The sequence below is a fragment of the Clavibacter sp. VKM Ac-2873 genome (genome assembly GCF_015351075.1).
GTDB lineage: Bacteria > Actinomycetota > Actinomycetes > Actinomycetales > Microbacteriaceae > Clavibacter.
This window is the reverse complement of record NZ_JADKRS010000006.1, coordinates 106,724-127,936: the sequence shown is the minus strand read 5'-3', so window position 1 is coordinate 127,936 and position 21,213 is coordinate 106,724. Positions and strand designations below refer to the sequence as shown.

Annotated in this window: 18 protein-coding genes; 3 read left to right on the top strand and 15 right to left on the bottom strand. The window is 72.1% G+C overall.

From position 1 onward, the window contains the following. Window positions 1–36: 36 nt before the first annotated feature. From murG to ITJ44_RS15245, 11 genes are all read right to left on the bottom strand, one after another. Complete coding sequence (gene murG / locus ITJ44_RS15295; protein WP_194636397.1) at window positions 37–1,137, bottom strand: undecaprenyldiphospho-muramoylpentapeptide beta-N-acetylglucosaminyltransferase; 1,101 nt, start codon at window positions 1,135–1,137, stop codon at window positions 37–39. After that, window positions 1,134–2,423, bottom strand: coding sequence for a putative lipid II flippase FtsW (ftsW, locus tag ITJ44_RS15290; protein ID WP_194636396.1), 1,290 nt, complete (start codon window positions 2,421–2,423; stop codon window positions 1,134–1,136). Before ftsW ends, murG begins: the two co-directional genes overlap by 4 nt. Then, window positions 2,380–3,927, bottom strand: a complete 1,548-nt coding sequence (murD, locus tag ITJ44_RS15285; RefSeq protein ID WP_194636395.1) for a UDP-N-acetylmuramoyl-L-alanine--D-glutamate ligase — start codon at window positions 3,925–3,927, stop codon at window positions 2,380–2,382. Before murD ends, ftsW begins: the two co-directional genes overlap by 44 nt. Window positions 3,928–3,929: 2 nt before the next feature. Then, window positions 3,930–5,039, bottom strand: coding sequence for a phospho-N-acetylmuramoyl-pentapeptide-transferase (gene mraY, locus ITJ44_RS15280; protein ID WP_194636394.1), 1,110 nt, complete (start codon window positions 5,037–5,039; stop codon window positions 3,930–3,932). Next, complete coding sequence (gene murF, locus ITJ44_RS15275; protein WP_194636393.1) at window positions 5,033–6,442, bottom strand: UDP-N-acetylmuramoyl-tripeptide--D-alanyl-D-alanine ligase; 1,410 nt, start codon at window positions 6,440–6,442, stop codon at window positions 5,033–5,035. The genes mraY and murF overlap by 7 nt, the downstream gene beginning before the upstream one ends. Before the next feature lies 1 nt (window position 6,443). After that, entirely contained in the window at window positions 6,444–7,988 is a 1,545-nt protein-coding gene (locus ITJ44_RS15270) for a Mur ligase family protein (RefSeq protein WP_194636392.1), read from the bottom strand. A 12-nt stretch (window positions 7,989–8,000) separates the two neighbouring features. After that, window positions 8,001–9,782 (bottom strand): penicillin-binding protein 2, encoded by a 1,782-nt coding sequence (locus ITJ44_RS15265; protein WP_194636391.1) that lies wholly within the window; start codon window positions 9,780–9,782, stop codon window positions 8,001–8,003. A 91-nt stretch (window positions 9,783–9,873) separates the two neighbouring features. Next, complete coding sequence (locus tag ITJ44_RS15260; protein ID WP_194636390.1) at window positions 9,874–10,548, bottom strand: hypothetical protein; 675 nt, start codon at window positions 10,546–10,548, stop codon at window positions 9,874–9,876. Next, on the bottom strand, window positions 10,545–11,501 hold the full coding sequence (gene rsmH, locus ITJ44_RS15255; RefSeq protein ID WP_119456140.1) for a 16S rRNA (cytosine(1402)-N(4))-methyltransferase RsmH: 957 nt from the start codon (window positions 11,499–11,501) through the stop codon (window positions 10,545–10,547). The genes ITJ44_RS15260 and rsmH overlap by 4 nt, the downstream gene beginning before the upstream one ends. A gap of 103 nt (window positions 11,502–11,604) precedes the next feature. Continuing rightward, window positions 11,605–12,036 carry a division/cell wall cluster transcriptional repressor MraZ gene (gene mraZ / locus ITJ44_RS15250; RefSeq protein WP_012038555.1) on the bottom strand — a complete coding sequence of 144 codons (432 nt, stop codon included), beginning with the start codon at window positions 12,034–12,036 and terminating at the stop codon, window positions 11,605–11,607. Between the two features lie 339 nt (window positions 12,037–12,375). Then, on the bottom strand, window positions 12,376–12,771 hold the full coding sequence (locus ITJ44_RS15245; protein ID WP_194636389.1) for a DUF3040 domain-containing protein: 396 nt from the start codon (window positions 12,769–12,771) through the stop codon (window positions 12,376–12,378). A gap of 77 nt (window positions 12,772–12,848) precedes the next feature. Here ITJ44_RS15245 and ITJ44_RS15240 point away from each other — a divergent pair, with 77 nt between their 5' ends. Then, window positions 12,849–13,970, top strand: coding sequence for a polyprenyl synthetase family protein (locus ITJ44_RS15240; protein ID WP_194636388.1), 1,122 nt, complete (start codon window positions 12,849–12,851; stop codon window positions 13,968–13,970). Between the two features lie 54 nt (window positions 13,971–14,024). Here ITJ44_RS15240 and ITJ44_RS15235 read toward each other — a convergent pair whose 3' ends face one another. Beyond that, complete coding sequence (locus ITJ44_RS15235; RefSeq protein ID WP_194636387.1) at window positions 14,025–14,366, bottom strand: Rv2175c family DNA-binding protein; 342 nt, start codon at window positions 14,364–14,366, stop codon at window positions 14,025–14,027. Window positions 14,367–14,578: 212 nt separating this feature from the next. On the opposite strand from ITJ44_RS15235, the gene ITJ44_RS15230 reads away from it, so the two are divergent. Then, window positions 14,579–15,853: a LysM peptidoglycan-binding domain-containing protein gene (locus tag ITJ44_RS15230; protein ID WP_194636386.1), complete on the top strand. Its 1,275-nt coding sequence runs from the start codon at window positions 14,579–14,581 to the stop codon at window positions 15,851–15,853. Window positions 15,854–15,935: 82 nt separating this feature from the next. Further along, window positions 15,936–17,885, top strand: coding sequence for a Stk1 family PASTA domain-containing Ser/Thr kinase (gene pknB, locus ITJ44_RS15225; RefSeq protein WP_194636385.1), 1,950 nt, complete (start codon window positions 15,936–15,938; stop codon window positions 17,883–17,885). Window positions 17,886–17,966: 81 nt separating this feature from the next. Here the strand turns inward: pknB and ITJ44_RS15220 are convergent, their stop codons facing one another. The 3 genes from ITJ44_RS15220 to ITJ44_RS15210 form a co-directional block, all read right to left on the bottom strand. Further along, window positions 17,967–19,337 carry a class II 3-deoxy-7-phosphoheptulonate synthase gene (locus ITJ44_RS15220; RefSeq protein ID WP_012038561.1) on the bottom strand — a complete coding sequence of 457 codons (1,371 nt, stop codon included), beginning with the start codon at window positions 19,335–19,337 and terminating at the stop codon, window positions 17,967–17,969. 58 nt (window positions 19,338–19,395) lie between these two features. Next, on the bottom strand, window positions 19,396–20,085 hold the full coding sequence (locus ITJ44_RS15215; protein ID WP_194636384.1) for a 1-acyl-sn-glycerol-3-phosphate acyltransferase: 690 nt from the start codon (window positions 20,083–20,085) through the stop codon (window positions 19,396–19,398). An 80-nt stretch (window positions 20,086–20,165) separates the two neighbouring features. Next, window positions 20,166–21,131 carry an ROK family glucokinase gene (locus ITJ44_RS15210; protein WP_194636383.1) on the bottom strand — a complete coding sequence of 322 codons (966 nt, stop codon included), beginning with the start codon at window positions 21,129–21,131 and terminating at the stop codon, window positions 20,166–20,168. Window positions 21,132–21,213 lie beyond the last annotated feature (82 nt).

The window sequence follows — 21,213 nt, the reverse complement described above, 5'->3', positions numbered from 1 at the left end:
CCTCGGGAGGGTGGGAAGCGGGGTGGGCGGCGGCGGTCAGCGCCGGGCGGCGGTCCGGGACGGGCGGGCGGCGAGGGCGTCGCGGACGAGGTCGGCCATCCGGGCCGCTCCGTCGCGCGTGCCGACGGAGGCCGCCGCCCGGGACATGCGCGCGAGCGCCGCCGGGTCGGACAGGAGGGGCAGGACGTGCGCGAGCACCCAGTCAGGCGTGAAGTCGGCGTCGGCCACGACGATCCCGCCGCCGGCCGCGACGACGCCGCGGACGTTGACCGCCTGCTCGCCGTTGCCGACCGGGTAGGGCACGTAGACCGCGGGGAGGCCGACGGCCGTGAGCTCGGAGAGCGCGCCGGCGCCGGCGCGGGAGACGACGAGGTCGGCCGCGGCGATGGCGAGCTCCATCCGGTCGGAGTAGCCGACCACGTGGTAGAGCTCGACGCCCGGGTCGGTGAACTCCTGCGCGCCGCCCACGATGTGCAGGATCTGCGCACCCGTCGCCGTGATGCGCTCGGCCACCTGCACGACGGTGCGGTTGAGGCTGCGCGCGCCCGTGGATCCGCCCGTGACGAGCAGGGTCGGCCGGTCGGCGTCGAGGCCGAGCTCGGCGCGCGCGGCGTCGCGGACGGCGTCGCGGTCGAGGGTCGCGATCTCGCGGCGCAGCGGCATGCCGACGGCGTGGGCGCGCGGGAGGACGGTGTCCGGGAACGTGATGCCGACGGCGGTGGCGACGCGTGCCCCGAGGCGGTTGGCGAGCCCGGGAGACGCGTTGGCCTCGTGCACGACGACGGGGACGCCCGAGCGGCGCGCGGCGAGGTAGGCGGGCGCGGCCGCGTAGCCGCCGAAGCCGACGACCACGTCGACGCCGCGATCCGCGATCATCCGGCGGATCTGCCCCACCGCCCGCGTGAACGCCGGGGCGAAGCGCACGGCGGCCGCGTTCGGGCGACGCGGGAAGGGCAGGCGCGCGATGGTGAGCAGCTCGTAGCCGCGGGCGGGGACGAGCCGGGACTCGAGCCCCTCCCTCGTGCCGAGGACCAGGATCGTCGACTCGGGCTCGCGCGCGCGCAGCTCGTCGGCCACGGCGAGAAGCGGGTTCACGTGCCCCGCGGTGCCGCCTCCGGCCAGCAGGTAGACCGTCACGAGCGCATCCCGACGACGGCGGGCACGACGTCCGGGGACTCCTCCGTCGTGGGCCGCCGGGCGAAGCCGAGGACGATGCCCATCGCCACGAGCGTCGTCACCAGCGACGACCCTCCGGACGACACGAACGGCAACGGCACCCCGAGCACCGGGAGCAGGTTCAGCACCACGCCGATGTTGACGAAGGCCTGCACGATGATCCACGTCATGACGGCGCCCGTCGCGACGCGCGCGAAGGTGTCGGTGTTCGCGCGGATCACGCGGATGAAGCCGATGGCGAGGACGACGAACAGGAGGATGACGACGATGGCGCCGATGAGGCCGAGCTCCTCGCCGATGATCGCGAAGATGTAGTCGTTGTCGGCCTCGGGCAGCCACATCCACTTGGCCTTGGAGTTGCCGAGGCCGACGCCGAAGATCCCGCCCGCGGCCAGCGCGTACAGGCCGTGCGTGGACTGCCAGCAGCCGCCCGCGTAGTCGCACTGCCCGGTGAGGAACTCGGTGACGCGGCGCATGCGGCTGTCGCTGATCACGGTCATGAGCACGGCCAGCACGGAGCCGATCGTGAGCATGAGCGTGAGCTTGCCCACGGGGATGCCCGCGAAGAACAGGGCACCGAGCACGATGCTCGCCATGATGATCACGGTCCCGAGGTCGCCGCCGAGCGCGACGAGGCCCACGGCGCCGCCCGCGACGGGGAGCACGGGGATGAGGATGTGCGGCCACGTGCGCAGCAGGTGGCGCTTCCTCGCGAGGATGAAGGCCAGCCAGATGACGAGGCCCACCTTGATGAGCTCGGCGGGCTGGAACGTGGTGCCGGCGATGCGGATCCAGCCGATGTTCTCGCCGACCTTCACTCCCATGGGGCCGAACACGAGCAGCTGCACGACGCAGGCGGCGATGAGCAGCACCCACGCCCAGCGCTTCCAGAACATGGGCGGCACGAGCGAGACCAGCAGCATCAGCGGGACGCCGATGAGCGCGAACATCCCCTGCTTGAGGAAGATGCCGAAGAAGCCGCCGCCCGCGACGTACGAGTCGATGCTCGACGACGACAGCACCATCACCAGGCCGAACACGACCAGGAAGAGCGTCGTGCCGAGCAGCAGGAAGTAGGAGCCGCTCTCCGCGTGGAAGGCGCGACCGAGCTGGATCCGCGCGGCGAGGCCGCGACGCAGCGCCCCCTCCTGCGCGTCGGCGTCGGGGGCCTGCGAGGCGCTCGGACCGCGGGGGCCCGGCGCGTCAGCCGCGCGAGGGGTCCGCGTCGTTCTCGGGGGCAGTGTCATCCGCCGCACCTCCCAGGTGGTGGTCGACCGCGGCCCGGAATCGGCGTCCGCGATCGGCGTAGTCGGTGAATTGGTCCATGGATGCCGCTGCCGGGGCCAGGAGGACGGTGTCGCCCTCCCGGGCCACGCCCGCCGCGAGCCGCACGGCGGACCGCATGACCTCATCAGTGTCGCTCTCGGCCACCTCGAGGACGGTGACGTCGGGCGCGTGTCGCGCGAATGCCGCGAGCACCTCGGTGCGCTCGACCCCGATGACGACGGCGGCGCGCAGGCGTGGCGCGTGGACGCGGATCAGCTCGTCGAGCTCCACGCCCTTGAGGAGGCCGCCGACGAGCCAGACCACGGAGGGGAAGGCCGCGAGGGACGCGGACGCGGCGTGCGGGTTCGTGGCCTTCGAGTCGTCGACGAACGCGACGCCGTCGCGCTGGCCGATCCGCTCGATGCGGTGGCTGTCGAGCTCGAAGCGGAGGAGCGCCTGCCGCACGACGCCCGGCTCGACGCCGTAGGAGCGGGCCAACGCGGCCGCCGCGAGGATGTTCTGCACGATGTGCGGCGCCGCGAGCCCCACCGCGCGCAGCTCGTCCAGGGTCGTGAGCTCGAGGGCGCTCGTGAAGCGCTCCTCGAGGAAGGCGCGGTCGCAGAGGATCCCGTCGACGATGCCGAGGTCGCTCGGGCCGGGCGCGTCCAGGCCGAAGCCGATGGCGCGCGCGCCGTCCTGCACGTCGGCCTCGCGGAGGGCGTCCTCGGTGGCGCGGTCGGCGCGGTTGTAGACGCAGGCGACCCGCGTGTCCGCGTAGACGCGGCCCTTGGCCGCCGCGTACGCCTGGCGCGACCCGTGCCACTCGAGGTGGTCGTCGGCGAGGTTGAGGAAGGCGCTCGAGTACGGCCGCACCTCGCGCATGTAGTGCAGCTGGTGGCTGGAGAGCTCGACGACGAGGACGTCGAAGCCGTCCGGGTGGCGCACGACGTCGAGCACGGGCAGGCCGATGTTCCCGCACGGCACCGCGCGCACGCCGCCCTCCTGGAGGAGCGCGGCCGTGAGCTGCGTGGTCGTGGTCTTGCCGTTGGTGCCGGTGATGGTGATCCACTCGGCGGGCGTCCCCGTCTTGTCGCGCACGCGCCAGGCGAGCTCGATGTCGCCCCACAGCGGGAGCCCCGCCTCCGTCGCCCAGGCCGGCAGCGGGTGGGTGGGCGCGTAGCCGGGCGACACCACGACGAGCTCGGGCGCGAAGGCGACGAGCTCCGCGGGGACCGGCTCCTCGTCGGTGGGACGCACCAGGCGCCCGCCGATCACGTCGAGCAGGGCCAGCCGCTCGGGCGAGGCATCGGCCGCGACCACGAGCACGTCGGCGCCGAGCTCGATCAGCGTGTCGGCCACGGAGAAGCCCGTGCGGCCGAGCCCGAGGACCGCGACGCGGAGGCCGGTCCAGTCGTCGTGCCAGCTGCGCAGGGAGTCGGGTCGCGCGAGCGCCCGGCCGTCGTCGTCGAGGGGAGCGTCCGTCATCTCTACTGCGTGATCCATTCCAGGTAGAAGGTGCCGACGCCCGCCGCGACCAGCAGGCCGGCGATGATCCAGAAGCGCACGACGACCGTGACCTCCGCCCAGCCCTTGAGCTCGAAGTGGTGATGGAGCGGGCTCATGAGGAAGATGCGCTTGCCCTTGGTGAGCTTGAAGTAGATGCGCTGCAGGATCACCGAGCCCGCGACGATCACGAACAGGCCGCCGATGAAGACGAGCAGCAGCTCGGTGCGGCTGAGGATCGCGAGGGCCGCGAGGGCGCCGCCGAGGCCGAGGGAGCCGGTGTCGCCCATGAAGATCTGCGCGGGCGAGGTGTTCCACCAGAGGAAGCCGATGAGCGCGCCCACGATGGAGGCCGCGATGATCGCGAGGTCGAGCGGGCTCGCCACCTCGTAGCAGCGGTACTCGTTCTGGTAGCTGGAGACGCTGTCGCACGACTGGTTGAACTGCCAGAAGCCGATGATGACGTACGAGCCGATCGAGAAGATCGACGCCCCGGCCGCCAGGCCGTCGAGCCCGTCCGCGACGTTGACGCCGTTCGAGGTGCTCGCGACGATGAGGCAGATCCAGACGATGAACAGGCCCGTGCCGACGACCGCCCCGAGCGCCAGGAAGTCGATCGGCAGGTCGCGGAACAGGCTGATGGCGGTGGACGCGGGCGTGAGGCCGGAGACCGGGTCCTTCAGCGTGATCGCGAGCACCGCGAACACCGCGGCGACGAGCACCTGGCCGGCGATCTTCTGCCAGCCGCCGAGGCCGAGGGACTGCTGCTTGCGGGTCTTCAGGTAGTCGTCGAGGAAGCCGACGAAGCCGAGGCCCACCATCATGAACACGACGAGCAGGCCCGACGGCGTCACGGGGTCGAAGCGGATCCCGTCCCACGTGAGCAGGTGCCCCACGAAGTAGCCGAGCACGCTCGCCAGGATGATGACGATGCCGCCCATGGTCGCGGTGCCGCGCTTGGTGTGGTGCGACTGCGGACCGTCGTCGCGGATGAACTGGCCCCACTGCAGCCGGTGGAACAGCTTGATGAACAGCGGCGTCAGGAAGAGCGTGAAGACGAGCGAGATGGCGCCCGCGCCGAGGAGGGCTACCACGAGTGCTTCTCCCCCAGCTCGTCGCCGAGGAAGCGGAGCCCCGCGGAGTTCGACGACTTCACGAGCACGAGGTCGCCGTCGCGGAGGATCCGGTCGAGGATCTCGCGGGCCTCGTCGACGTCCTCGGCGAAGATCGACTCGCCGTCCCAGGACCCCTGCGCGATGGCCTCGAGGTGCAGTCGGCGGGCGGCTCGGCCCACCACGACGAGCTGGCCGATGTTGAGGCGCACCGCGAGCAGGCCCACGCGGTCGTGCTCCTCCTCGGAGAACTCGCCGAGCTCGCTCATCTCGCCGAGCACCGCGACCGTGCGCTGCTCCGGCCCGCGGATCTGCGCGAGCGTGCGGAGGGCGGCAGCCATGGAGTCGGGGCTCGCGTTGTAGGCGTCGTTGATCACGGTGACGCCGTTGCCGCCGAGCACCTCCATGCGCCAGCGCTCGGCGCGCTGGACGGTCTGCAGCGCGGAGACGATGGAGTCGCCGTCGACGCCGAGCGCCCAGGCGCCCGCCGCGGCGGCCAGCGCGTTGGTGACGTGGTGCTCGCCGAGCACGCGGAAGGAGACCGGTCGCGCCGATCCGTCCGGCAGGTGGAGCGCGAAGGTCGTGCCGGCGGCGGACGCGACGATGTCGGTCGCGCGGACGGCGGCCCGGGCGTCCCGTCCGAACCACAGCACCGGTGCCTCGGTCTTGTCGCTCATGGACGAGACCCGCGGGTCGTCGGCGTTGAGCACGGCGGTGTCCTCGGGGAGCAGGTCCTTCACCATCTCGGTCTTGGTCACGAGCGTCCGCTCGATGCCGCCGAAGCCGCCCGCGTGGGCGAGGCCGACGGTGAGCACGATGCCGACGTCGGGCTTCGCCATGCGGATCAGGCGCGTGATCTCGCCCAGCCCGCTCGCGCCCATCTCCGCCACGAGGAAGCGCGTGGAGCGCGTGACCTTGAGCATGGTGAGCGGCGCGCCGACCTCGTTGTTGAAGGACGCGACGGGCGACACGGTCTCGCCCTGCGTGGAGAGGATCGCGTGCAGCAGGTTCTTGGTGGTGGTCTTGCCGTTGGATCCCGTGACCGCGACCATCCGCAGGTCGCCGAGCGCGCGCACCCGCGCCACGACCTCGTGCGCCAACCGTCCGAGGGCGTCGACCACGTCGGGGACGAGCACCTGGGGCACGGGCAGGTCGAGCTCGCGCTCGACGAGGAGGAGGGCGGCGCCGGCCTCGACCGCCGCGGGCGCGAACAGGTGGCCGTCGGTCTCCTCGCCGGGCTTGGCGACGAAGATCCCGCCGGGCGCGATGAGCCGGCTGTCGGTGTCGACCGCGCCGTCGACGACGGTCTGCGCTGTCGCGTCGCCGCGCAGCAGGAGGCGGCCGTCGACCGCCTCGGCGATCTCGGCGAGGGTGAGGGCGATCATGTCAGCTCCAGCCTGCGTCGCGGAGGGCCGCGCGCGCGTCGTCACGGGCGGAGAACGGGATCTTGCGCCCGGCCACCTCGTGGTAGTCCTCGTGCCCGGGTCCGGCGACGAGGATGGTGTCCCCCTCGCCGACCAGCGACACCGCGGTGCGGATCGCCGTGGCGGGGTCGGGCACCTCGTGGATCTCGCGGTCCGGGACCGCGGCACGGGCCCCCGCGATGAGGCTCGCCCGGATCGACGCCGGGTCCTCGTAGCGCGGGTGGTAGTCGGTGATGACCACGACGTCGGCGAGCCGCGCCGCGATCGCGCCCATCTCGGCGCGCTTCGTGGTGTCCCGGTCGCCGTCGGCGCCGAACACCATGACGAGGCGGCCCGGCGTGAACGGGCGCAGCGCCTGCAGGGTCTGCTCGAAGGCGTCGGGCGTGTGCCCGTAGTCGACGAAGAAGAGGGGCCCGGTGTCGCCGGAGACGCGCTCGGCGCGGCCGGGGATGTAGGCCTGGATGCCGCCGTCGCGGTCGAGGACGTGGGCGACCGCGTCGAGGTCGTAGCCCGACTCGACGAGCATCACGATCGCGAGGCCCGCGTTCGCGGCCATGAACCACCCGGGCACGGGGACGCGCGAGACGAGCACCCGGTTGTCGGGGCCCTCGAGGCGGAAGCCCGTGGAGTCCGGCGTCTGCTCGAGCACCGTCACGGTCCAGTCGGCCTCGACGCCGGGCTTCGAGGAGATCGTCGTCATCGGGATCCGCGAGCCCTCGACGATGCGCTGGCCCCACTCGGTGTCGAGCGAGACGACGCCCCGGCGCGCGCGGTCGGGGTCGAAGAAGGACAGCTTCGCGTCGAAGTACTCCTCGAAGTCCGCGTAGTCGTCGAGGTGGTCGTGGCTCAGGTTGATGAAGGCGGCCACGTCGAAGACCAGGCCGTCGACGCGGTGCCGGGTGAGGGCCTGCGCCGAGACCTCGATCGTGACGGCGCGCACCTCCGCCTCGCGCATGCGGGCGAGGAGCGCGTGCAGCTCGCTCGCCTCGGGGGTGGTGAGGCGGCTGGTGATGCTCTCCTCGCCGATGCGCCGCTCGGCCGTGGAGGTGAGGCCGGTCACGACGCCGAGCTGGCGGAGCAGCCCGTCGAGGAGGTAGACCACGCTCGTCTTGCCGTTCGTGCCCGTGACGCCGTACAGCGTCGCCGGGTTGTCGGCCGAGCGGTGGACCCACGCGGCGATGTCGCCGAGGGCCGCGCGCGGCTCCGGGGTGAGGATCACCGGCAGTCCGGAGCCCTGCGCGTCGGCGAGCCCGTCGGGGTCGGTGAGCACCGCGACCGCGCCGCTCGCGGCCGCGTCGGCGGCGAATCGGGCGCCGTGCGCGCGGGCACCGCGGAGCCCGACGTAGAGGTCGCCGGGCTGGACGTCGCCCGAGGAGAGGGTGACGCCGGTGACCTCCACGTCGTCCACGTCGCCCACGACGTCGAGCGCGAAGTCGCGCACGAGGCCGGACAGCGACCGTGCGACGGGATGCTCGGGGCGGAGGGCGGGGGTGGCAGGGGAGGTCATCGCCCTCATCTCTCAGTAGGTCGTGGCGAGGTTCGGGGACGGCACGGTGGAGGGGGGCACCCGGTACGTCTTCAGGACCTGGGACATGATCTTCTGGAAGACGGGCGCCGCGGCCGCCGAGGACTTCATGGTATCCGGATTGGCCAGGCTGATCGACACGACGTACTGGGGGTCCTCGGCCGGCGCGAGGCCCGCTATCGACACCAGGTAGTTCTTGCCGTACTTGCCGTCGGCCTCCGCGACCTGGGCGGTGCCGGACTTCGCGGCCACCCGGTAGCCGGGGATCGTGAGGTCCTTGGAGAGGTGCCCGTCGGTGACGACCGTCTCGAGCATGTTCACGGTCGAGTCGGCGGCCTGGGGCGAGACGACCTGCGTGCCCTGGGTCGAGGGCTGGTCCGTGACGGTGCCGTCGGCGGCCTTGCAGCCGGAGACGAGCGAGAGCGGCAGCTTCACGCCGTGGTTGCCGATGGTCTGGTAGATGCTCGCGACCTGCAGGGCCGTGGTGGTGAGGCCCTGGCCGAACATGGTCGCGTAGTTGGTCTGCGGGTCCCAGTCCTGGTACGGCCGGACGAGCCCGCTGCTCTCACCGGGGAAGTCGATGGCCGTCTTGTCGCCCACGCCGAAGGCCTTGAGGTAGCCGTAGCGGTCCTCGGCGGAGAGGCGCTCGCCGAGCGTCGAGATGCCCGTGTTCGACGAGTCCATGAGCACGCCCGCCAGCGTGAAGTGCAGGTCGGGGTGGACGTAGCTGTCGCTGAGCTTCACGTTCGGGCGCGTGAACGTGTAGGGCGCCACCACGTGCGTGCCGGCGTCGGCCTTGCCGGAGTCGAGGAGCGCGGCGGCCGTCACGGCCTTGAGCGTGGATCCGGGCTCGAACGGCGAGCTGAAGGCCCGGCTCCCCCGGTCCTCGGGCTTCGTGGCGGACACGTCGTTGGGGTCGACGGACGGGTACTCGGCGACCGCGAGGACCTTGCCCGTCTTGACCTCCACGATGGTCGCGTGCCCGTAGTCGGCGCCCACCTTCACGGCCTGCTCGGCGACGGCGGTCTGCGCGAAGTACTCGAGGTCGGTGTCGATGTTGGTCATCACGTCGCTGCCGTCCACGGCGGGCTTCTGCGTGACGGTGCTGCCGGCGATGGGCACGCCGTCCGCGCCGCGCTCGTAGGTCTGCGCGCCGTCCTGGGCGGCGAGGCACGAGTCGTACTCCTGCTCGAGCCCGGCCTTGATCGTCCCGTCGCCCGCGATGTAGCCCAGGATGCTGCCCGCGATCTGGCCGTTGGGATAGGTGCGGCTGGAGACGGCCTGGAAGTAGATCCACGGGATCTTGAGGTCCCGGATGGCGAGGTACGCGTCGACGTCGACGCCCTTGGTCACGTAGCCGAAGAGCGACTTCGGGTCCTGGGCGAGCGCTCCCGTGATGAGCCCGTCGATCTCCTCGGGCTTCTGTCCCGTGATCGCGCCCAGCTGCGACTCGGCGTCCGCGAGCGACACGTCCTGCTTGGCGGGCTTGCCGTCGTCGCCGGTGACCGTCCGGGTGAACGGCCCGGCCTTGGACGGATCCATCGTCACGTCGTAGCGGAGCACGCTGTCCGCGAGCACCTTGCCGTCGGCGTCGTAGATGCTGCCGCGGACGCCGGGCATGGTCTGGGAGATCGCGCGCTTGCCCAGCGCCTCCTCGTTGAGCTCCGAGGCCTGCACGACCTGGATGTCGATCAGCTTGACGACGAAGACCCCGATGACGGCGAGTATCGCGATGAGGGAGAAGGCGATGCGCCGTCGGTTCGAGATCGTGCTCACTCGGGGGTTCCTCTCGGTGCCTGCGGTGCGGTGCTGTGCTCCGTCGGAGCGGTGTCGTGCGGCGCCTGCGGCCCCTCGACGGGGCCCGGCATCAGCGTGTCTGCGGGGTCGGGATCGCCGTGGCCGACGCTAGCCCGGAGGCCGCGCCGGACGCGGGAGGCGCGCTCGGGGTCCCGGCGGTCACCCCGCCGGACGCCTCGGCAGAGCCCGGGATGGCCGAGCCGGGGTCGACCGCGGCCGCGCCGTCCTGCGCGGTGGCGGCCTGGACGGCGGCCGCCCGCTTCGCGGGGTCGCTCTCGATGGTGAGCGGGACCCCCGAGAGGAGCGAGTTGCCGATGAGCGTATCGGCCGTGAGGGCCGTCGTCGCGCCGTCCTTCGCCTGCGGCGTGCCCTGGATGGTGCCGTCGAGCGAGAGGAAGGAGGGCGACGCGCTGGCGACCATCCCGAGCGCCTGGGCGTTCCGGGCCAGGTTCTGCGGGGACGACAGCCGATCGACGTCCTCGGTGAGCGCCTGGTGGGTGCGGTCGAGCTCCTTCTGCTGCTGCTGGAGCGACTGGATCGCGTAGGCGCCGTCGGAGAGCCCGATGGAGAGCAGGAGCTGCGCGAGGAGGACGGCGAAGAGCCCACCCACCACGATCACGGCGTAGACGGTGCGCGGTCGGGCGCGACGCTGGCCCCGGGTGGCGACGACCTCGATGTGGCGGGTGGGCGGCTCGGCGGACGGCCGGATCCGGGGACGCGCGGTCGCGCGTGCTGCATCGGTCATGCGTGTCGCCTCCTGGCTCGTTCGGCGGCGCGCAACCGGACGGAAGCGGCGCGGGGGTTCTGGGCGATCTCGTGCTGGTCCGCGAGCTCGGCGCCGCGGACGAGGAGCTTGAGCTCCGGTCGGTGCTCGGGGAGCTCGACGGGCAGCCCCACGGGCGCGGTGCTCGTGGACCGGGCGCGCAGCTCGCGCTTGACGATGCGGTCCTCGAGCGACTGGTACGACTCGACGACCACGCGTCCCCCGACGGCGAGCCGGTCGATGGCAGCCGGCATGGCCCGCGCCAGCACGCTCAACTCCTGGTTGACCTCGATGCGCAGCGCCTGGAACACGCGCTTGGCCGGATGCCCGGCCCGCTGCACCGCGGCGGGCGTGGCCTGCTGGATGATCTCGACGAGCCGCGCCGACGTGGTGATCGGCTCCAGCTCGCGTGCCTGGACGATGCGGCTGGCGTACCGCGGGGCGAGCTTCTCCTCGCCGTAGTCGTAGAAGATGCGGCGCAGCTCGAGCTCGTCGTACTCCGCCACGACCTGCGCGGCGGTGAGGCCGGCGGTGCCGTCCATGCGCATGTCGAGCGGCGCGTCCTGGGAGTAGGAGAACCCCCGCTCGACGCGGTCCAGCTGGAGCGACGAGACGCCGAGGTCGAAGAACACCCCCTGCACCTCCCCGATGCCGAGCCCGTCGAGCGCGCGCCCGATGCCGTCGTAGACCGTGTGCACGAGGTGGACCCGGTCGCCGAAGCGCGCGAGCCGCTCCCCCGCGATGGCGAGGGCGTCCGGATCGCGGTCGAGGCCGACCAGGCGGAGGCCGGGCAGCGCGTCGAGGAATGCCTCGGAGTGTCCCGCCATGCCGAGGGTGGCGTCGACCAGCACGGCGCCCTCGCCCTGGAGGGCGGGGGCGAGCAGCTCGAGGCACCGCTCGAGGAGGACGGGGGTGTGGATGTCGTCGAGGGCCATGGCGTCCCGCTGTCCTGTCCGCGGCTCCTGATCCCCATCCGTCCCGACCTGCCACCGGGGAAGTGCGGCAGGGCGTCGGACGGCTGGGAGTCAGGGGCCGGGGTCAGAACAGTCCGGGGATCACCTCCTCCGCGGTGTCGGCGAACGCGCTCTCGTTGGCGGTGAGGTACTCGTCCCACGTGCCGGCGTCCCAGATCTCGACGCGGCTGCCCGCTCCGATGACCGCGAGCTCGCGGTCGAGTCCCGCGTAGGTGCGGAGCGCCTGCGGGATGGTGATGCGGTGCTGCTTGTCCGGCGTCTCGGCGTTCGCCCCGGACAGGAAGACGCGCATGTAGTCGCGCGCCTGCTTGCTCGCGAGCGGCGCCTGCCGCATGCGGTCGTGCAGCTCCTCGAACTCGCGCGTCGTGAACACGTAGATGCAGCGGTCCTGGCCGCGCGTCATGACGACGCCGCCCTCGAGCTCGTCGCGGAACTTCGCGGGGAGGATGAGCCGCCCCTTGTCGTCGAGACGAGGCGAATGGGTGCCGAGGAACACACCGACACCCCCTGTCTCTCCGGCCGTGGTTCAGGACTTGCTCCACTTTACTCCACAGCCCTCCACCCACCGCTAGCGACGCGGGGTGAATTCGCGGGGACTGTCCCCCGATCCCAGTGTTTTCGCGGCATGGGTGGAGGGGAGGGATGTGGAGGGACATCCGGCGACCGGCGCGCCGTGGGCGCGCGAAGACGCCCCGCTGGCGATCAGGAGGAGGCCGGCGGGGCGTCGGGGAGGGATGTGGGGCGTGGGCGGGCACAAGAGAAGGGGCCGATCCCCGTTCGGGATCGGCCCCTTCGGGTCGAGTGGAGGGCGGTGGAGGACCGCCTCAGGAGAGGGTCAGTCCTGACCACCCTGGCGCTTCTCCCAGCGCTCGTTGATGCGGTCCATGAAGGAGGACGACGAAGCGGGTCGCTTGCCGGCACCCCTGCCAGGCGCACGGGGCGCGGACGAGGAGGAGGCTCCGGCAGCTGCGTCACGCGGGCTGAAGATGAGGAGCGCGCCCACGATCATGATCGCGAAGCCGAGGATGCCGATGATGGCCAGCTTCGTGATGACGCCGGCCGCCAGGGCAGCGATGCCGAGGACGATGACCAGCACCCCGACCACGACCATCGTGTAGTTCGGTCTGCTGCGGCGACCGCTCACGGTCGCCACGAAGTCTGCGTCGTTGTGATAGAGGCTGCGCTCCATCTCCTCCAGCAGGCGCTGCTCTTGCTCGGAAAGCGGCATCATGTTCCCCTCAGGCTCGGGACGACGCGTTGGTATTCACTCGTGAATTCTAGCTCCCTGCCCCTGGCTAGGCTAGGCGGGTGCCCGAAAGCGACCGCCTCGTCAGCCACGTCCAGACCCGCCTCGACGACTTCCTGACGGCGCAGGCGGCGGGACTGCGGGAGATCAGCCCGGATCTTGTGCCCATCCAAGAGTTCTCCTCGGATCTGCTGAGAGGGGGCAAGCGGTTCCGCGCGCAGTTCTGCTATTGGGGCTGGCGCTCGGTGATCGACCTCGAACCCTCCCCCGCGGGACGCCCGCAGGGCGAGGAGCGACCGGGATATCGCGCCGTCGTCGGCGTCGCCGCCGGCCTCGAGATCTTCCATGCCGCCGCGCTCGTGCACGACGACATCATCGACCGGTCCGACACACGACGCGGCCGCCCCGCCGCCCATCGGCGCTTCGAGGCGCTGCACGCCGCGGGCGGATGGGTCGGATCCTCGCCGCGCTTCGGCGAAGCGGGAGCGACCCTCCTCGGCGACCTGCTCCTGGGGTGGAGCGACGAGCTCCTCATCGACTCCCTCCTCGCGCTCGCGGACGGGTCGGCGGCTCGCGCCACCCGCGCCGAGCTGGCGACCATGCGGACCCAGGTCACGCTCGGCCAGTACCTCGACGTGCTGGAGGAGGTCGCGTGGCCGACGGTGCCGGAGGACGACACGCTCGCCCGCGCCCACAACGTCATCGTCTACAAGTCGGCGAAGTACAGCATCGAGGCCCCGCTCGTCGTCGGGGCGAGCCTCGCGGGGGCGACGCCCGAGCAGGTCGCCGCCCTCCGCGCCGTCGGCCTGCCGCTCGGCATCGCGTTCCAGCTGCGCGACGACGTGCTCGGCGTCTTCGGCGACAGCGCCGTGACCGGGAAGCCGAGCGGTGACGACCTCCGCGAGGGCAAGCGGACGGTCCTCATCGCGCTGGCCCGACGACGCCTGCCCGACGGCGTGCGCCGCACGGTCGACGCGCTCCTCGGGGATCCGGACCTCGACGACGAGCAGATCCGCGTGCTGCAGTCGATCCTCCGCGAGAGCGGGGCCCTCGACGAGGTCGAGGGGATGATCACCCGGCACGTGCGGGAGTCGCTGGCGGCGCTGCGCGACGCCCCGATCGGCGCCCGGGCCCGGAATCAGCTCGAGCTGCTGGTCGACAGCGTCACCCGCCGCGTCACCTGATCACGACCGCGTCGGCACGAGGCGGCCGGTCGACGGCGACCAGGCGCGCGGGGATCAGGCGCTGGCCTGCGCGACCCGACGCACCTCGGCCTTGCGCCCGGCCAGCAGGGCGTCGACGGGTGCCGCTCCGAGGCTCGGCTCCTCCGTGAGGAGCCAGTCCATGGCCTCGTCGTCCGTGAAGCCGTTGTCGCCGAGCACGATGATCGTGCCCCGCAGCTCGGACAGCGGTTCGCCATCGCGCAGGAAGACGGACGGCACCTTGAGCACGCCGTCGAGGCGGACCGCGAGGAGCCGCCTGTCCTCGATGAGCCGGCGCACGCGGCTGACGGTGAGACCCAGGAGGTCGACGAGATCGGGGACGGTCAACCACTCACGGTCGGCATAGGGCTCGTTCACGCCTCACATGCTGGCACGTCCTGGGTCACCCGCGGGACGCGCCGTCGGAGACCGAGGCCCATCGCGACGTCGTGCGCCTGCCTATCCGCCGAAGGGGCGTGTCGCTGTTCACTCCAGTCACATGCGTCCCTTATGTGCTTTTTCGACTCCTTGCGTGTTAACGTGGAACACCTGCATCAGGGAATCGAGCACGACGGCCGGAGTAGACCAGCATGCCCATGAGCGAACCCACCTCCCCTCGCGACCCCCACCAGACCACGGACGCCGCCATCGGACGCTCGGCGCACCGGCGCTCCAAGGCGCTCCTCGCGACCATGCCCATCCTGCTCGTCGGCTCCCTCGCGGTGAGCCTCGGCATGGCGACGCCCGCCGAGGCCGCCCCCGTGAAGCGCATGCCGAAGGCCAAGTCCGGTCCGACTCAGACCAAGCTCCCCCGGGTCCAGGCGCCGACGGCCGCCCCGACAGCGGCGCCCACCGCTGCCGCCCCCTCCACGTACGTGGTCGAGCAGGGCGACACCGTGTCCAGCATCGCCGGACGCTACGGCATCTCCACCGCATCCGTGCTCGCGCAGAACGGCCTCGGCTGGAAGACCACGATCTTCCCCGGCCAGACGCTCACGCTCGGCGGATCGGGCGCGTCGTCGTCCGCGCCCGCGGCAGCGTCCACGGGATCGAGCGCCGGCTACACGGTCGTCGCGGGTGACACCGTGACCGGCATCGCCGGCAGGCACGGGGTCTCGGTGACCTCGGTCCTCCAGGCGAACGGGCTCCAGGCCACGAGCACGATCTTCCCGGGCGACCACCTCACGATCCCGGGTGCCGGATCCACCGCTGCGCCGGCCTCGCCCTCCGTGCCCGCCAGCGCCTCCCCCGCCGCGAAGGAGGGGCTCTCCGGCACGTACACGATCGAGACCGGCGACACGCTGCACAGCATCGCCAAGGAGTCCGGCGTCACCGTGCAGGACATCCTCAACGCCAACGGGCTCAACTGGTCGAGCATCATCTACGCGGGCAGGACCCTGACGATCCCCCACGCATCGGCCTCCGTCGTGCAGGTGGCGTCGCTCAACGGGACGACGATCATGACCGACGAGATGCGGCGCAACGCGCGCATCATCGTCGAGGTCGGGCGCTCCGCCGGCGTGAGCGACTACGGGCTCGTCATCGCGCTGGCGACCGCGGCGCAGGAGTCGACGCTCCGCAACCTCGACTGGGGCGACCGCGACTCCATCGGCCTGTTCCAGCAGCGCCCGAGCCAGGGGTGGGGCACGCCCGACCAGCTGCATGACACCCGCTACGCGGCGCGTGCGTTCTTCGGCGGCCCCCTCAACCCCAATCCCGGCCTCACGGCGGGCCTCCTCGACATCGCCGGCTGGAAGTCCATGACCGTCACGCAGGCCGCCCAGGCCGTGCAGTACTCCGCGTACCCCGACGCCTACGCCAAGTGGGAGCCCTCCGCCTGGGCCTGGCTCGACGAGATCGGCTGACGCCGATCCGCAGGCGCACCCGCAGGGCGGCGCACCGGTGTGCCGGGGAGGTCCCGGCACCGGCGATCCCTAGAATCATCCAGTGACCTCCAGCCCGACCGACCCCATGATCGGCCGTCTCCTCGACGGTCGATACCAGGTCAGGTCCCGCATCGCACGGGGTGGGATGGCGACGGTCTACGTCGCCACCGACCTGCGGCTGGAACGACGCGTCGCCGTCAAGGTGATGCACGGGCACCTCGCTGACGACAGCGCGTTCCGCGACCGCTTCATCCAGGAGGCGCGCTCGGCCGCCCGCCTGGCGCATCCCAACGTCGTGAACGTCTTCGACCAGGGCCAGGACTCCGACATGGCGTACCTCGTCATGGAGTACCTCCCCGGCATGACGCTTCGCGAGCTGCTGCAGGAGTACGAGCGCCTGACGCCCGAGCAGACCCTCGACATCCTCGAGGCCGTGCTCTCTGGTCTCGCCGCCGCGCACAAGGCCGGCATCGTGCACCGCGACCTCAAGCCCGAGAACGTGCTGCTCGCCGACGACGGGCGCATCAAGATCGGCGACTTCGGCCTGGCCCGCGCCGTCAGCGCGAACACGGCCACCGGGCAGGCGCTCCTCGGGACCATCGCGTACCTCTCCCCCGAGCTCGTCACCCGGGGCATCGCCGACACCCGCAGCGACATCTACGCGGTCGGGATCATGATGTACGAGATGCTCGCGGGCGAGCAGCCGTTCAAGGGCGAGCAGCCCATGCAGATCGCGTACCAGCACGCGAACGACCAGGTGCCCACCCCCAGCACGGCCAACGCATCCGTGCCGGTCGAGCTCGACGAGCTGGTGCTCTGGGCGACCGCCCGGGACCCGGAGCAGCGGCCCCGCGATGCCCGGGCGCTCCTCGACGAGCTCTACGCGGTGCAGAACCGCCTCGACGCCCGGTCGGGAGACCCGGCACCGCTGCAGCGCACGGTCGTCTTCCCGAGCGCGCCGGCGCTCCCCTCCGTCACGACCGGTGAGACCCAGGTCGTGGGCGGTCCGCCCCTGATGACGCGGCAGGAGACGGAGCGCACCGAGCCGGAATCCGTCGTCGCGCTCGCCGCCGCCGGATCGCGCCGACGTTCGCGCGGCTGGATGCTCGCGCTGCTCGTCGTGATGCTCGCCGCCCTCGCGGGCGGCACCGGGTGGTACTACGGCCAGGGCCCCGGCGCCCGCGTGCCCGTGCCGCAGGTCGCCGCCATGGCCGTCGACGACGCGGCGGGGACGCTCCAGGGCCAGGGCTTCGTCGTGGCGCGCGCCGAGGAGCCGAGCGTGGACGTCGAGGTGGGGCACGTGACCCGCAGCGTCCCGGCATCGGGGACACCCGTCGACCAGGGCTCCACCGTGACCGTGTACGCCTCGACCGGACCGAGGCTGCTGGACGTGCCCGACGTGGCCGGGGCGGCCGAGGCGGATGCCCGCACGCGCCTGGAGGGCGTGCCCTTCGTGGTGCAGGAGGCGACGATCAAGCAGTACGGCGACGCCCCCCAGGGCACCGTCGTGCAGGTCCTCGACACATCCGGAGCCCCGCTCGGGGCCCAGTACCCGGAACAGCAGCCCGTGACCCTGGTGGTCGCCGCCGGGAAGATCCCCCAGGTGAACGGCCGCTCCGTCGACCAGGCCGTGGCGACGCTCGCCCAGGCGGGGCTCGTCGGCGAGGCGGGGAAGCAGAGCTTCAGCGACGACGTCGACGCGGGCGAGGTCATTTCGGTCTACCCGCTCGACCAGAACCCGGTGCGCTCCGGACTCGGCGACGCCCCCGGCAGCAAGGTGGGGCTCGAGATCTCCAAGGGCCCGGACCTCGTCGCGGTGCCGAAGGTCGTCGGCCTCACGCGCGATGGAGCGAAAGCCGAGCTCGACAAGGCGGGCTTCAAGTACGCGTACTCCGCGTTCTGGGACGCCCTGCCCGACAGCATCACCAAGGTGGCGTCGGCGAGCCCAGATGCGGGGGCCATGGTCCGCCGCGGGTCGACGATCAACCTCGGCATCACCGCATCCGGCTGATCCGACGCGCGGCCGCCGAGCCGCGGCACGCGGTGAGCCCCGTCGCCTGCGGGGCGGCGGGGCTCATCTCGTGCGGACGGGTCAGCTGCGCGCGGCGGCCAGCTCCTCCGCGACGAGGAAGGCGAGCTCCAGGCTCTGCATGTGGTTGAGCCGGGGGTCGCACAGGGACTCGTAGCGCGTCGCGAGGGTCGCCTCGTCGATGTGCTCGGATCCCCCGAGGCACTCGGTGACGTCGTCGCCGGTGAGCTCGATGTGGATGCCGCCGGGGTGCGTGCCCGCCGCCCGGTGCGCCTGGAAGAAGCCCTGCACCTCGTCCACGACGTCGTCGAAGCGCCGGGTCTTGTAGCCGGTGGGCGTGGTGAGGCCGTTGCCGTGCATGGGGTCGGTGACCCAGAGCGGGTTCGCGTCCGACGCCTTGACGGCCTCCAGCAGGGGCGGGAGGGCGTCGCGGATCTTCCCCGCGCCCATGCGCGTGATGAAGGTCAGCCGGCCCGGCTCGCGGTCCGGATCGAGCTTCTCGATGAGCTCGTGGACCGTCTCCGGCGTGGTGGACGGTCCGAGCTTGACGCCCAGCGGGTTGCGGACGCGCGAGAGGAAGTCGACGTGCGCGCCGTCCAGGTCGCGCGTGCGCTCCCCGATCCAGATGAAGTGCGCCGACGTGTTGTACGGCGTGCCCGTGCGCGAGTCGATGCGCGTCATGGGGCGCTCGTAGTCCATGAGGAGCCCCTCGTGGCCCGTGTAGAACTCGACGCGCTTGAGGTCGTCGAAGTCGGCGCCCGCGGCCTCCATGAACTTGATCGCGCGGTCGATGTCGCGCGCGAGCTGCTCGTAGCGCTGGTTGGCCGGGTTCGCGGCGAAGCCCTTGTTCCAGCTGTGGACCTCGCGCAGGTCGGCGAAGCCGCCCTGCGTGAACGCCCGGATGAGGTTCAGCGTGGAGGCGGCCGTGTGGTACCCCTTCACGAGGCGCGCGGGATCCGCCGCGCGCGACTCGGGCGTGAAGTCGTAGCCGTTGACGATGTCGCCGCGGTACGCGGGCAGCGTCAGGTCGCCGCGCGTCTCGGAGTCGCTCGACCGGGGCTTGGCGAACTGCCCGGCCATGCGGCCCATCTTGACGACGGGCATGGCCGCGCCGTAGGTGAGGACCACGGCCATCTGGAGCACGGTCTTGACGCGGTTGCGGATGGCGTCGGCCGTCGCCCCCGCGAAGGTCTCGGCGCAGTCGCCGCCCTGGAGGAGGAACGCGCGGCCGTCGGCGGCGGCGGCCAGGCGCGACCGGAGGAGGTCGACCTCGCCGGCGAACACCAGGGGCGGCAGCAGGGCGATCTCGGCGGACGCGGCGTGCACGGCCGCGGCGTCCGGCCACTGCGGCTGCTGCTTGACCTCGAGCGTGCGCCAGTGGTCGAGGCCGGCGAGGACGTCGGGATGGGCGGGGACGAGGTGCTCAGAGGCCACGGTGGGATCCCGGTTCGTGTCATGCGCGTGATGCGCGGTGGAGTCAGGCGGGCGTCGGTCAGCGGGCCGCGCTCGCGCGCTTCTCCTTGACCGAGGTCGCATAGACGTCGACGTACTCCTGGCCGCTCAGCCTCGAGAGCTCGTACATGATCTCGTCGGTGATGGAGCGGAGGATGAAGCGGTCTCCCTCGAGGCCGGCGAACCTACTGAAATCTAGCGGCTCGCCGATGACCACACCAATCCGGCGGACCTTCGGGATCCGGGTGCCGATGGGCATGACCTTCTCGGTGTCGATCATCGCGATCGGGACGACCGGGACGTCGCCCTCGAGGATCATGCGCGCCACCCCGGTGCGGCCGCGGTACATCCGGCCGTCGGGGCTGCGGGTGCCCTCCGGGTAGATGCCGAGCATGCGGCCCTCGGCGAGCACGCGGAGACCGGTGTTGAGCGACGCCTCGGATGCCTTGCCGCCGGAGCGGTCGATGGGGAGCATGCCCGTGGCCGTGAAGAACATCTTCGTGGCCCAGCCCTTGAGGCCGGTGCCCGTGAAGTAGTCGCTCTTCGCCAGGAAGACGAGGTTGCGGTCGACCAGGAGCGGCAGGAACACCGAGTCGATGAAGGAGAGGTGGTTGCTGGCGAGGATCACGCCGCCCTTGGCGGGGATGTTCTCGAGCCCGGAGACCCACGGCCGGAACGTGCTCCGGAGGAGGGGTCCGGCGACCAGGTTCTTCATGAACCAGTAGAACATCGTCGGTCACCTTCCGGGTGGGGTCGCATCCAGCATAGGCGGACGGGGGCGCGCGACGCCGCAGGCCGACCTGCCCGCGCTCAGGCCCCGTGGCGCAGCGCGGCGGCGTGACGTCGGGCGAGGTCGGCCGCGCCGACGACGCCGGCGTCGTTGACGAGCTCCGCGATGCGGAACTCCGGTTCCGGGTGGTAGCCGCGCGCCGGGAGGTGGGCGAGGTAGGCCTCGCGGATCGGGTCGAGCAGCAGGTCGCCCGCCTGCGCGACGCCGCCGCCGATCACGAACATCTGCGGGTCGAGGATCGCGCCGATGCTCGCGGCGGCCTCGCCGAGCCAGCCGCCGAGCCGGCGGAGGGCGAGCAGAGCGCCGGGGTCGCCCGCCTGGATGAGGTCGCTGACGTCGTGGCCGGTGAGCGTGCCCACCTCGCGGCGCCGGGCGGCCAGGCCCTCGCCGTGGGTGCCGCCGAGGTCGGCCAGCTCGTCGGCGGTGCGCAGGAGGGCGCGGCCGGATCCGTACTGCTCGATGCAGCCGCGGGCGCCGCAGCCGCACGGCAGGCCGTCGGGCACGACGCGCATGTGGCCGAGCTCGGCGCCCGCGCCGAAGCCGCCGCGGAAGAGCCGGTCGTCGGCCACGATCGCGCCGCCGACGCCCGTGCCGATCGTCAGGGTCACCATGTCGCTGACCAGGCGGCCCGCGCCGTAGCGGAACTCGGCCCATCCGGCGGCGTTCGCGTCGTTCTCGATGACGATGGGGAGGTCGATGCGGCCACGCAGCTTCTCGCGCACCGGCTCGTTGCGCCAGTTGATGTTGGGGGCGTAGTAGACGGTGGACTGCGCGGCGTCGATGAAGCCGGCCGCGGCCACGCCGACCGCGACCACGTCGGGGTGCTGGGCGCGGAGCCGCGCGACCATCCCGACGACGGCCTCGACGATGGCGTCCGGGCTGCTCGCCTCGGTGGGCGTGCGCTCCTCCGCCGCGATGACGCCGAGCTCGTCGACCACGGCTCCCGCGATCTTGGTCCCGCCGATGTCGATCCCTACTGCATGCACTCCGCGGGCCCTTCCTCGTCGTCTCGCCAGTCGATCCTACTGACGCGCCGGACGCCCCCGACCGGGGACGAGCGCCGCCCCG